We start from the raw sequence: 13,185 nt of genomic DNA on the forward strand, positions 1-13,185 counted from the left end.
TGCTTCTTTCAGTAATACAGCAATTTATATGCCATCGCCTGCTTTTTGTTTAATTGGGGATATCGATTCCTGCATCACGCATTTTCGCTAATTTATAACGCAGTGTCCTAGGGCTAATCCCGAGCTTGTCAGCCATCTCTTTACGACGACCTTGGCACTCAACTAAAGTATCCATGATAATGGTGTACTCTTGATCCCTCAGCTCATCGCCTAGTGCAGCGCCATTGTTATTAAACAGCTTATTCACTTCGGCTTGTGCTACAGGCTTAATCTCTGGTGTGGCAATATCGCTGCGCTCTACGACTTGTTGCAGGCTGCTAGCATCTTGCCAATCAACTCCTTCCAACAAGATATGTTCACTTGCAATGTCTCCTTGCCCACTCAAGATAAGCGCGCGTTGCACGACGTTATCAAGTTCACGGACGTTGCCCGGCCAAGCGTAACTAAGCAACTTGTTAATGGCTTGCGGCGCGATACGAGGCACAGGTAAACCAAGCTTAGTGCAGTGACGCTCCACAAGGTGGTGAGCAAGCGGTTCAATATCCCCTTTGCGGTCACGTAGCGCTGGCCATGAGATTGGAAAGACGTTAAGGCGATAATATAAATCATCACGGAAATTGCCTTCCTGCACATACTGCTTTAGGTCGCGGTTGCTGGTCGCCAAGACGCGGACATCAAGCTTAATGCTTTTACGCCCACCCAAGCGTTCCACTTCACGCTCTTGGAGTACGCGCAGCAGTTTTGCTTGTAGGTTCAGATCCATCTCGCTGATCTCATCGAGTAAAATGGTCCCACCTTGCGCTTGTTCAAATTTGCCCGGACAAGCTTGTACCGCTCCTGTAAATGCCCCTTTTTCATAACCAAATAAGGTGGCTTCGAGCATGTTGTCTGGGATGGCGGCGCAGTTGATCGCCACAAATGGCCCATCTTTACGCGGAGATGAGTTATGAATGTAGCGAGACATGACCTCTTTTCCTGAGCCGCTTGGGCCCAAAATCATGACGTTAGCATCGGTTTTTGCCACTTTGTCGGCAAGTGACAATAAGCGCAGGCTTTTCTCATCAGCAACAACCGCATCACCGTTATCATCCGATTTCACTGGCGCGTAACGGCTAACCATGTTGAGCAGCACTTCGGGAGCAAAGGGTTTTGCCATGTAATCAATGGCGCCCTCTTTCATCGCCGAGACCGCATCTTCAATATTGGCGTACGCCGTCATCAGCAACACGGGTAAATTGGGCCAGTGCTGTTTGATGTTGCGCAGCAGTGCAAGGCCACCCATGCCAGCCATTTGAACGTCAGAGACAACAATATCAACAGGATGTGCTTTGAGTTTAATCAGTGCATCTTCGGCGCAATCAGCTTCCAGCCATTCATAACCGGCCAGCGCCAAAGTATCGACTAACGCTTCGCGTAGACCTTCATCATCTTCAACGATTAAGACTTTGCTTTGAGCCATCATCCTTCTCCAGTCTTTGTTGGTGAAGAAGGGGCATGACGCTCGAGTGGAATGCACATAGTAAAGCAGGCACCCTCCCCTTCTTCTGAAATTAATTCCAATCGCCCATCATGGGCGCGGCAGACCATTTGTACCACCGCTAACCCTAACCCCGTTCCTTGTGAGCGAGTGGTAAAAAACGGTTCCATAATTTTACTTTGCAACGCCGCAGGCACTCCCGGGCCACTGTCTTGTACCGAGATTTTCAGCTCACCATTTACCGGGCGAAAAAAGACATCAATTTGCGACGCCTTACCCGCAATTTGTATTGCGTTCATCACTAAGTTACTCAGTGCAGAGGCGATAGCATTTGCATTGCCTAACACCACAGTCCCTTCTTGTTCCACTTCTTGGTGATAATCAATTGCGCTATTTTTTAATGCCGTTTCCACCATGGGAACAAATTCGCAGACCAAGTCTGTCACTGTAAACGGCTGAATGACTTTATTGTCACCACCTTTGGCAAACAACAACATATCATTGACTTGTTTTTCAAGATCATGAAGCCTATCCATCAGCTTAGACTGAAAACGCTCTCTTGTAGCGTTTGGCAAGCTAGGCACAGCTAAATTTGAGGCATAGAGCATGGCACTGGATAACGGTGTGCGAACTTGATGTGCCAAAGACGCCACCATTCGACCGAGTGAGGATAAGCGCTGTAAATCACTGATGCGTGATTGAAGTAACCGAGTTTCGGTTAAATCGGTGATTAATATCAATTGGCCTGTTGCTGATGCTGAAATGGCTAATCTAACTTTACGACCATTGCGCAGCGAGATTTCATGCCCATCATCTTCTCTTGGCGCAAAAGCGCTTTGAATGACGGAATACCATTTTTCACCTGCCAATGGGACTTGCAATAACCGCTGAGCTTCAGGGTTAGCCTCTCTGACTACGCCTTGAGTATCGAGCAAAATGACGCCAGCAGGCATCACATCAAGAACCTGTTTATAACGCTCAACTTGATCCTCGACAGAATCTAAGTGAGATTGATTAATGGGTGTGTCAGGAGACTGCATGTCGAAATTCTACCTATAAAACAACAATAGCCTAACACGCAAAATACATGCCAGGCTATTTTTCTTTAAAATCAAAGAATTAATCCATTGCCAATATATTGACTAAACTTTACCCATGCTGTTATTGATCACCGTTGCATATTGTATTTACGCATTTTTTCAACCAAAGTGGTACGGCGCATACCCAGCATATCAGCGGCACGCGCTACCACTCCGCCTTGAGCTTCAAGGGCTTGGTTGATCATATTGACTTCCAAATCAGCCAATAGCTCTTTCAAATTCACCCCTTCAGGGGGCAATGACTGCGGTGCGTTAAGATTCTCGTGCATCTCTTCGACGTCTTCAAAACTGAAGTTTTCAGAGAAAATACCCGCCAGAACATCACGTTCTTGGTCTTCAACAGAGCCATAGGAGCTGTGCTCTGGCTGGAATTCTGGAATATCACTATAGCGGTATTTAGTTGGTAAATGATTGACGTCGACGAGACTATTTGGATAGAGAATGATCATCCGCTCAACTAAATTCGCTAGCTCACGGACATTGCCCGGCCAATTATGTTCCATTAACGAATTGACTGCTCGCGGGGTAAAACAAAATGGCTGTCCACCTTCCGCTTCCATACGTGTCATCAGTTCTTGTAACAGCAGTGGGATGTCGTCTTTGCGATCTTTTAGCGCTGGCATTTCAATTGGGAAAACATTGAGTCGATAGTAAAGATCTTCACGGAATGATTCATCATCAATCATGTTTTCTAAATTGCGGTGAGTCGCTGAAACCACACGCACATTCACTTTAATGGTGGTGTTACCGCCCACACGTTCAAAACAGCGTTCTTGCAACACACGCAACAACTTTACCTGCATCGACATCGGCATATCACCGATCTCATCGAGAAATAAAGTACCGCCTTCGGCAAGCTCAAAACGACCTTTGCGCGCGGTTATCGCTCCGGTAAAGGCCCCTTTTTCATGACCAAATAATTCACTTTCAAGTAAATCAGCCGGAATCGCACCACAGTTAATCGGCACAAACGGACCGTTGCGACGTGCAGAATGGTAATGGATATTCCGCGCAACCACTTCTTTGCCCGTTCCAGACTCACCCAAGATCAGCACGTTGGCTTCTGTACCCGAGACTTGCTCAATCAAATGACGAACTTCTTGTATGCCATGGCTTTGGCCTACAAGGCTGCGAAATAAAGTATTTTTACGCGATGTGGAAGGAACGAGAACACCTTTACGCCCTAAAAATTCTTTGCAATGCCTTAGTGCGTCACTCAGTTGAGGATAATTAAGGGGTGACTCAAGTTCACCGACGTATTGAGTAAATTCTTCCAATGAATATGGCTGCTTGTTTGCCATTAGAAGTGGAATATGATTGGCTTTGGTTAACCATTGATTTAGCTCATGAGTTAACCGCTCACTTTTTAGCGATCCAATAATGCAGCCGCCCCACAATCTTGAACAATCAATATCCTTGATTTGGGATGACTCGATCGCCTCGCAGTGCTCTCCAACAAATTCTAAAATGTTACTTAGATTGAGACGGATCTGCAGATCGTCCTCTATCACAAGCAGTTTTGCTAAACCTTGCATAGGTGAGAATATTTGCCTTAAATCAGAGAAATTGTGGCCGCACTTCTGAAAATCGTTATCCAGTTTTGTTTTTCTATAATCACTTGATTAAACGATAGACAATTTGTGGAATTCAGCAACAAAAAAAGCCATTAGGCTAGTAATGGCTTCTATTCTATGGAATAAAAAAAATAAGGCAACCAAGCAATGAGCTGGTGTGACATCAGTTAAAACTTTAAAAAATAAGTGCCTAAAGTTTTATAAATAACTTATATACCCACTTCGCTTGCCGTCAGATTGTGGTATTCAGGAGGGATTTGATCCCATGCCGATTTAATTTCTCGAATGATGTCGATCACATCATCCAGCGGTTGGGGATCATTTTGATGATTCGCTTCGGTGATCTGAGTGATCATAAATTCATAAAGCTGATCTAAATTTTTCGCAATATCTCCGCCATCACTCATCGATAAGCAGCTGCGTAAACTAATAATGATATCCAACGCTTTACCAAGGCGCTCGCCCTTGCTTGGAATATTGCCCTGTAGCATTGCTGCTTTTGCTTGAATAAGGCGTTCAATGGCACCCGCCATCAACATTTGTACGACTTTATGCGGCGAGGCCGCACTGAGCTGGCTATCCACTGATACCTTTTTGTATGCCTGTAAAGAACCGCGCATAGTCTTCCTCTTATAAAAACTTTTTGTATTGCTGAACGGATTTATTACCGTGCCGGTATTTTTGGAGCGTTCTACCGATCTCGACCGTTTTTGACTGCATCAGTTCAACAAGATGTTTAGTTTCATCAATAGCCTCTCGCCATTGGCTCGACATTGCAAACTGTGGGTTTTCTGACGCATGCGTCAGTAGGTTTTGCAATATCCGTTCCCTTTTATCGACAAGATGATTGATTTCTTCAGTATTAATTTCATCAATGACAAGCATTGCTGTTATTTGGTGATCTAGATCACTTAAAAGGTCGAGTTGCTGTTCCATATCAGCCGCCTAGCGCATTCATCATACCAGCTAACTGGTTCTGCATTTTACTGGTCGCATCTTGCATTGCTGAAAACTTAGAATGCGTTCGCTTCTCCAAACTGTCCATGCGGCGATCAAGTGCCGCTTGGTCGTCCACCATACGGTAGTTGCGTTCTACTAAGCTTTTTTCGCGTGTACGAATCGACCCCGTCACCCCCGTCATGCTCTGAATAGCATCTTCAACTCGTTTAGCAAATCCTTGGTTTCCACCAAAAAATTCACCTAGCTTATTAAAGTTGTTATTGAGTTGGCGATCTAACATGTCGTAGTTAATTTCAAGTGTTCCTTGCCGTGTGGTGGTAATACCAAACTCAATCAGACTTTTGATCTCTTCTGGGGCTTGCTCAATTCTAGCTGAAAAAACACTGCGTAGACGGGAATCGGCACTGCGTACAATGCTATCCCCCGCCAGCGGCCCAGCTTGCCCAGTCCGAGGGTCAACGCCTCCAAGCTCTTTAGAAACCTGATAAAACTGATTGTACGCAGCGACAAATTGCTCAATATCATCGCGCACTGTTTTGCGATCATACTCGATGCCAATTTCAGCCGGTGGTTTGCCTTTGACTGTTTGCCCTTTAAGGGTCAAATCAACCCCTTCAATCGCATCTTCAATCACATTGTTGTTGCTAGAAAGGGTCGCAACACCGTCCAAAACCACCACGGAATCTTGGCCTGCTTGTACTTGGGTCATGCCTTGATAGGCGTCAAACGATGCTTGTGCCGCCCTAAGTTCAGCATCCGCTTTGTCGACTTTATCTAAATACTCACGCTCTTGCGGGTCAAGCTTTTCACGCTCTTTCTGCTTGGCTTGCTCTGACGTCAGTTCACCACTACGCACTGCCGCCGCAACCGCGGCTTTTTCAGCTGCCAGCTGTTGCTCAAACTTAGCTTGCGCTTCTTTAGGTGTCACATAGGAGTCAACCAAAGTACCAGAAGCGGTGTTAGTCCAACCGGGCACATCTTGTGCTTTCTCTAGAGCAGTCGCATCTAACTCTGGCTCAGGTTCATAGTAGGAATCGAGTAACGTGCCAGAGGCGGTTTCAGTCCATCCAGGAATACGATCTTGCGGTTTCAAATATTTATTGGCAGCAACACCGGCGGCGGCGGCGGCTTTAATGGCGACGTCGGTTAATTCACCTGCAGCATTAGCGGTTTTACCGTCGGCTGCAACTTGCCCTGCGACTTCTTGAACACCACTCGCCATGCTTTGGTCAACTTCACGCGCCGCTGCACCTATTTTCTCGGCGACTTTTGCTGCGATAGCTTGTTGAGCTGGCGTGAGTGGTGCAATGACTTGTTGCGCTGTAGCGCGTGCTTTTTCTAAATCTTTAACGCGTTCTTCCAGCGTTTTGTATTCTAGATTTTTGAGAGGATTTCCGGCATCAGACTGAGCATTAATTTTAATGCCATGATCTTTTCCAGAGAGGTTAGAGGCCACAATCAAACGTGGTCCTTCTACATCATTGATTACCGAAGCTCGGACTCCGGGGTTGGTTTTCGTACTGTTGATACTGCGAACAATATCAATCAATTTTGAATTGGCTTGGACATCAACATCAAACTTCTGATCACCGAGCGAAATCTGCAGCTTACCAGGGCCAAACTTTGCCTCTTTATCTAAAACATCCGAGGCAACTTTATGGCTCTGTGCAAGCTGCAACACATCGATAGCATATTTACCCGCTATTGCGTCAGTGGTGGCTGTCGCGGAGACGACATTTTCATCAGTAGTATCAACTTTTCGCAGCGCAAAAGCCTTCTCCTGACGAAAATTCGTCATAAGATTTTTCATCGTATCCAGCGACTCTTTGAGTCTCCCGTAGGCACTGATACTGGCATCAATTTGGCCAAGCTCATTATCAATACGTTGCTGCTTAGGAACGCGCTCTGCATTGACAATTTTGCTGACCAAGGAATTGATATCCATGCCAGTATTCATACCCATCGGGCCTAAGCTCATTAAATCACCTCAAAACTACGATTACACCTTAGCAACCAATAAACCTGTACTGTGGTCTTTTTGTCTGGCAAGGCGTCGCAAAACCTCTAACATTTCCTCGTTCGGGATCTGACGAATGATGTCACCAGTGCTGGCTTCATAAATCGTCACAACATCCCGTCCTGATTCTTCATCGACTCTAAACGCTAAGTCTTTGTTGATAGATGAGATAAATTCATTCATCTGATCTACCATTTTGGCTCTTTCCGCTTTGTTGAGCTGCTCTCGTTGCTGTGTAAGCTCGATTGCCGCTTCAACGCTTTGGTTTTGCCTATCTCTTAACTGTTCAGCACGATTCGCCTCATTTTGTTTCGAGGAAACGCGTGTCGCACCATCGTTTTCTGAAGCAAATTTAATGCCACTTTGCGAGCCGTAAGGCTGGATGTTCGATGTGTAGGATGGTATTTCCATAACAATCTCCCTTCCACCTCATAGGTTAGCAGTGAAAACACTACTTTCCCCACAAAGCTCCATTCGCCTATGGGTTAACCCAATAGACTAAGAGCTGCAGATGGTGACTGCTTCGCCTGTGCCAAAACTGACGTACTCGCTTGCTGCAAAATCTGCGACTTCGTCATTTGGGTTGTTTCACGAGCATAATCAGTATCCTTAATTCGACTGTGAGACGCATTCACATTCTCGTTGATATTATCAAGGTTACTGATGGCATGACCGAAACGGTTTTGGAATGCACCCAAGGAAGCGCGCTGGCTATCAACGGCCGTCAATGCACCATCAATCAAAGCGACTGCTTCTTGAGAGCCGCCAACCGTTGTGACATTGATGTCTTTGACGGTTACATCTTTACCCGCTGCAAAACCAATCTCAGTACCCAAGCCACCACCGATAGTGACATCGCTTGAGACTTTCTGATTCGCAGCAAACAGTTGCAGTTTGCCTTCATCTCCAACTGAAGCTTTGATGTCTCCATTTTGGCCATTAATGTAAGTAGCCACCTCTTCTAAGTCATCTCCCACTTTAGCGTTAATGGTGACTTCGCGAGCCTCTCCTTGCTTGTCAGTATAGCTCAGCGTCAAATCTGTCGCAGTGGTAACGGTCCAATCAGGCGCTTGACCATCTGTAGCAACATAACTCTTCCCGCCCATCGCTTTAGTATCAGAACGCATGTCGCCCATGGAAAGCATCACTGCTTCGCCAGAGCCGGCACCAATTTGAAAAGATTTATGACCAAACGAACCATTCAGCAGTTTGTTACCACCAAATGAGGTTGTTTCAGCAATACGGTTTAATTCATCATTGAGTGCTGAGACTTCCTCTTGGATCGCTTGGCGCTCTGAACTTGAGTTAGAACCGTTTGCGGATTGCAAAGAAAGATCACGCATACGTTGCAAGATATTGGTGGTTTCATTCATTGCACCTTCTGCGGTTTGTGCAATAGAGATACCATCGTTTGCGTTTCTCACTGCCATGTCCAAACCACGGCTTTGTGAAGTCAAACGGTTTGAGATTTGTAGGCCCGCTGCATCATCACGCGCGCTATTGATTTTATAGCCCGATGACAAACGCTCCATTGATTTCTGCGTACCATCGGCGGCGTTATTTAAATAACGCTGCGCGGTCATTGCAGACACGTTAGTGTTTACATTAATTGCCATATTGATCTCCTTAGGCATTGTGTTGATGTACTTCGGTGTCTCTCACCTCACGTCAGTACATCTCATTTCTCTCGTATCCTTTAACGGCGAAAGATTTATATCCTTTAGAAAAAAATAAGCCTTTTTTTAAAATTTATGTAACGAGTATGGAAAGTGTGATTGGTTTTAAAAATTCGGCAAAATAATGCTACATCAACTAACACTTTTTCCACTTTGCTACTAAAGCAAAAAATCCAGCCGAAGCTGGATTTTCATTAGAGATGACTCTTGGGCTATTGAGTTCTTTAGCCGAGTAAACCAAGTGCCGCTTGTGGCGCTTGTTTTGCTTGAGCAAGCACTGAACTTGATGCTTGAGAAAGAATTTGCGACTTAGTAAGCGCTGTTGTTTCTTTGGCAAAATCAGTATCTTTAATGCGGCTCTTAGATGCACTAACATTTTCATTAATGTTATCTAAGTTACTGATTGCATGGTTAAAGCGATTTTGGAATGCACCTAGTTGCGCACGATGGCTATCGACAAACTGTAGAGCGGCATCAACAATGGCAACTGATTCTTGCGCACCGCCAACAGAGGTTACGTCAATAGTATCAACAGTAACCGTTTTACCTGCACCAATACCAAGCTCACCAGCAAGACCACCAGCAAAAGAGACAGCCCCTTCGACTTTATTGCTACCAGCAAAGACTTGCAGCTTGCCATCTTGATCAACAGAGGCTTTCACCATATCGGTTTGACCATTGATGTAAGTCGCCAACTCTTCAATATCATCACCTTCTTTTGCTGAGATATCGATGGTTTGATCTATACCTGAAGTATCCTTCAGTGTGATTTGTAGGTCATTAGTTCCCGCCTGAACAGTCCAATCTTTATCTTTACCATTTGCAGCTTGGTAACTAGTACCGCCCATCATGGTGTTATCACTGCGCATATTATTTAGGCTAAGCATAACCGCTTCACCGTTATCAGCACCAATTTGGAAGGATTTGGTTGCAAAAGTACCGTTGAGCAATTTATTACCACCAAATGAAGTGGTTTCTGCAATACGGTTTAATTCATCATTCAATGCGGTTACTTCTTCTTGAATTGCCACTCGCTCTGACTTTGAGTTTGAACCGTTAGCCGATTGTAGTGACAAATCACGCATACGTTGCAGGATGTTGGTCGTTTCGTTCATTGCACCTTCAGCGGTTTGTGCAATAGAAATACCGTCATTCGCATTACGTACTGCTACGTCAAGACCGCGGCTCTGGACATTCAAACGGTTAGAGATTTGTAGGCCTGCCGCATCATCTTTAGCGCTGTTGATTTTGAAGCCAGAAGATAGGCGTTCCATTGATGTCTGTTGTGCATTGCTAGCGCTATTTAGGTAACGCTGTGCTGTCATCGCTGATACGTTGGTATTTACATTAACTGCCATGGTGATTACTCCAATTGATTTTCCGATGTTTCCGGTTTCCGACGTCTCGGAAAACCAAATAGTTCTCTCAAAGTTACTTTTTATAACGGCGGTATTTTCCAAAGCTTGAGGATTTTTTTTCAATTTTCTAAAAAAAAATGTGTTTCGCGATAAAAACAGGATGAAAGGTCGAAAAACCACCAGAGAGGTAATAATTTCGCTAAAGATTTGTTGATAAAAGTCGATAGATATCGCTTTTCATCGCTACCGAAGCAATACCAGTGCTAGGTTTGGCTGTTTTTTAGCTTGTGCAAGAATAGAGGTACTGACTTGTTGCAGGATTTGCTGTTTCACCATTTGGGTGGTTTCTTTCGCATAATCCGTATCTTTAATTCGACTATTTGATGAGGCAAGGTTTTCATGTACGTTGTCAAGGTTGTTAATGGCGTGGCTAAAACGGTTTTGCAGCGCGCCTAACTCTGAGCGATGGCTATCAACGAACTGCATTGCAGTATCAATGACAGCAACCGCACGCTGCGCACCACCAACTTCGGTAATATCAAGGTTGTCGACCGCTTCATATCCCGTCATATTCATTTGCAACTGATTAGCTAAGCTACCTTGAAAATCAATAGTCCCGGAGGTTTCCTTACCCGCAATGAAAAGTTGTAGCTGCCCTTTGTCGTTGACTGACGCCGATACCTTATTGGTTTGCCCGTTGATGTAAGTCGCCAACCCTTCAATATCGTCCCCCACTTTGGCTTGGATTTGAATGCTCTGCTGCTTACCATTGATATCGCTATAGTTCATGGTGAGCTGCCGATTATCTTGCGTCACCCGCCACTGGCTATCCGCCATACCTGCCGCAACATAGCTAAAGCCGCCCATATCCAAACTATCTGAACGCATGTTTTTTAACGAAACTTGCACTGCTTCGCCAGAGCTCGCCCCTATCTGAAATGAGGATTGACCAAACGAACCATTCAGTAACTTACGACCACCAAAAGAGGTGGTTTCAGCTATTCGGTTTAATTCATCGTTCAAAGCACTCATTTCTTCCTGTAAAGCTTGCCGCTCCGCTTTACTGTTCACGCCATTCGCTGACTGCAAAGAGAGGTCTCGCATACGCTGGAGCAGATTCGTTGATTCTTGCATTGCACCTTCAGCGGTCTGCATGATTGAAATACCATCATTAGCATTGCGCACGGCAACATCTAAGCCCCTCATTTGCGACTCAAGGCGATTCGAAATTTGTAAACCGGCCGCATCATCTTTGGCACTATTAATACGCTTCCCAGAAGCAAGACGCTCCAAAGATTGGTTCAACATTTCGCTTGCTGAGCCTAAGTGGCGCTGCGCAATCAAAGCGGGAATATTGGTATTAACGGTAATTGCCATAACAGACCCATGCCATAGAATGAATGATCTTTGTATCGGACAGCGGTCGATTTTCTTTACACTCAATGCTTAAAAAGAAAAACCGAGCACAAGGCTCGGTCAGATGGTAGGACAATATTGAGACTTACTTTAGTTCAAGATGTTGCAGCATCTCAGCTGAAGGGGCAAAAAAGTACGCGCCCGTCACGGCTTTGGTAAAACGCAGCAGTTGGTCTGTTTTACCATCCATCACACCATACATACTTTCCAACATTACTTTAAAGTTATGCAGCGTATGGCAATAAGCAATGAACAGTAAACCGTGTTCACCACTTACCGTACCGTAAGGTAAACTGTGACGAACAATTTTCAGCCCTTTCCCCTCTTCTTTAAGATCAACACGGCCAACGTGAGACGCTGCAGGTACATTATCAAGCTCAATCGAATCAGGCTTAGTACGCCCAATCACTTTTTCTTGCGCCGCCACATTTAAGCGATTCCAAGCTGGAAGGTTATGCACAAAACGCTGCAACATCACATAGCTGCCACCAGCAAATTCACCCTCAGCAATCAGTGCCACTTCTTGACGTTTTTCGGCTTTAGGGTTTTCAGTGCCATCGATAAAGTCCGTCATATCACGCGCATCTAAGTAACGAAATGAGTAGGTTTCATCCACCATTTCAACCCACTCAGCCACGGGTTCCATCCATTTACGCAACACATAAAACAGCAAGTCATGGCGTTGAGAATGGCAGTGAATCAACACATCCACCTCAGTGCTAGGTGCGATGGTTTCACCTTTACCAAGCTCAGGAAAATCAATCAGCTCTTGTGGCATACTTTGGTTCAAACGCTGCCAAAAGGTGCGAGTAAACGCGACCGACACGGTTAATTCAGCACCGGGTTGATGCTGATTTATCTCATTGACTAAAGCGGGCAATGTTTTTAATTGCGCTAAAACATGTGCCAAATTTTGCTTTACTTTTAAAAGGCTAAACAGCGCAAACGGACCTGCTTCAGGCAGAATCGCGGTTTGAGGTTGTGTCATAAAATATCCTCACTTACTTATTTTTGCTCAGTGTAATTCAGTTTTTTGGGGCGACCTTGATTGGGATCACGCCTTGTCTATGAGCGGGATAGAAAAACAATCGCGCACACTTTTACTCTTCAGTAGATATAGACCAAACCATAACAGCACCAACAGTGTGCTTGCATTGGCCCAATTAAAAACGCCGTGCTCTAAATAGATATGATAAAGCGTTTGCATAAATTGCAAGATAACCATAAGTAACGTCAGCGGTTTTCCCATGCTGACGATGCGGTTTAGCCACGATCGTTCAGGAGCACGTAAGCTGATAAGCCACATCAGAATGATGCTTGGCAGCCCCATAATCAACCCCAAATAAAGCATCGAATGGTCTGGGTAAGCAATTGTTAAAATCGTCGTGCCATTATCTCGGCTTGCTCCCGCCACCACAAAAACAATCCAAGCTTTTGCCAAAAATAACCAACCAAGCCAGATAAGTTTAGGGGCTTTAAGAAAACCATGTTGGTCGTATCGCTCTAACGCATAACGCATCAATACCTTCGCTCTTTTAAAAAAACGTTTTTACTTTAGCGAATAGATTTCAAATAGCTAGCCTGATCTTTGCTCTTGACCAGTTTCT

12 protein-coding genes are annotated in these 13,185 nt (G+C 45.0%); all 12 read right to left on the minus strand.

Annotated elements, in window-relative coordinates; genetic code table 11:
• Positions 1–49 precede the first annotated feature (49 nt).
• The 12 genes from CCZ37_RS09285 to CCZ37_RS09340 all read right to left on the minus strand — a co-directional run bounded on the left by CCZ37_RS09285 (position 50) and on the right by CCZ37_RS09340 (position 13,100).
• Positions 50–1,459, minus strand: coding sequence for a sigma-54-dependent transcriptional regulator (locus CCZ37_RS09285; protein ID WP_010318715.1), 1,410 nt, complete (start codon positions 1,457–1,459; stop codon positions 50–52).
• Positions 1,459–2,517, minus strand: coding sequence for a sensor histidine kinase (locus tag CCZ37_RS09290; protein WP_094500371.1), 1,059 nt, complete (start codon positions 2,515–2,517; stop codon positions 1,459–1,461). Before CCZ37_RS09290 ends, CCZ37_RS09285 begins: the two co-directional genes overlap by 1 nt.
• Before the next feature lie 128 nt (positions 2,518–2,645).
• Positions 2,646–4,112 (minus strand): sigma-54 dependent transcriptional regulator, encoded by a 1,467-nt coding sequence (locus CCZ37_RS09295; RefSeq protein ID WP_094500372.1) that lies wholly within the window; start codon positions 4,110–4,112, stop codon positions 2,646–2,648.
• Positions 4,113–4,360: 248 nt separating this feature from the next.
• Entirely contained in the window at positions 4,361–4,771 is a 411-nt protein-coding gene (fliS, locus tag CCZ37_RS09300; protein ID WP_010318718.1) for a flagellar export chaperone FliS, read from the minus strand.
• A gap of 10 nt (positions 4,772–4,781) precedes the next feature.
• Positions 4,782–5,087, minus strand: a complete 306-nt coding sequence (fliT, locus tag CCZ37_RS09305; RefSeq protein ID WP_010318719.1) for a flagellar protein FliT — start codon at positions 5,085–5,087, stop codon at positions 4,782–4,784.
• 1 nt (position 5,088) lies between these two features.
• Positions 5,089–7,089, minus strand: coding sequence for a flagellar filament capping protein FliD (gene fliD, locus CCZ37_RS09310; protein ID WP_094500373.1), 2,001 nt, complete (start codon positions 7,087–7,089; stop codon positions 5,089–5,091).
• A gap of 21 nt (positions 7,090–7,110) precedes the next feature.
• Positions 7,111–7,539, minus strand: a complete 429-nt coding sequence (gene flaG / locus CCZ37_RS09315) for a flagellar protein FlaG (protein WP_010318721.1) — start codon at positions 7,537–7,539, stop codon at positions 7,111–7,113.
• A 74-nt stretch (positions 7,540–7,613) separates the two neighbouring features.
• Positions 7,614–8,744, minus strand: a complete 1,131-nt coding sequence (locus CCZ37_RS09320; RefSeq protein ID WP_010318722.1) for a flagellin — start codon at positions 8,742–8,744, stop codon at positions 7,614–7,616.
• Between the two features lie 284 nt (positions 8,745–9,028).
• Positions 9,029–10,162 carry a flagellin gene (locus tag CCZ37_RS09325; RefSeq protein WP_010318723.1) on the minus strand — a complete coding sequence of 378 codons (1,134 nt, stop codon included), beginning with the start codon at positions 10,160–10,162 and terminating at the stop codon, positions 9,029–9,031.
• A gap of 243 nt (positions 10,163–10,405) precedes the next feature.
• Positions 10,406–11,539 (minus strand): flagellin, encoded by a 1,134-nt coding sequence (locus CCZ37_RS09330; RefSeq protein ID WP_094500374.1) that lies wholly within the window; start codon positions 11,537–11,539, stop codon positions 10,406–10,408.
• A gap of 124 nt (positions 11,540–11,663) precedes the next feature.
• Positions 11,664–12,566: a Dyp-type peroxidase gene (locus tag CCZ37_RS09335; RefSeq protein ID WP_094500375.1), complete on the minus strand. Its 903-nt coding sequence runs from the start codon at positions 12,564–12,566 to the stop codon at positions 11,664–11,666.
• 66 nt (positions 12,567–12,632) lie between these two features.
• Positions 12,633–13,100, minus strand: coding sequence for a DUF2919 domain-containing protein (locus CCZ37_RS09340; protein ID WP_094500376.1), 468 nt, complete (start codon positions 13,098–13,100; stop codon positions 12,633–12,635).
• Positions 13,101–13,185 lie beyond the last annotated feature (85 nt).

Source organism: Vibrio qinghaiensis (assembly GCF_002257545.1).
GTDB lineage: Bacteria > Pseudomonadota > Gammaproteobacteria > Enterobacterales > Vibrionaceae > Vibrio > Vibrio ordalii.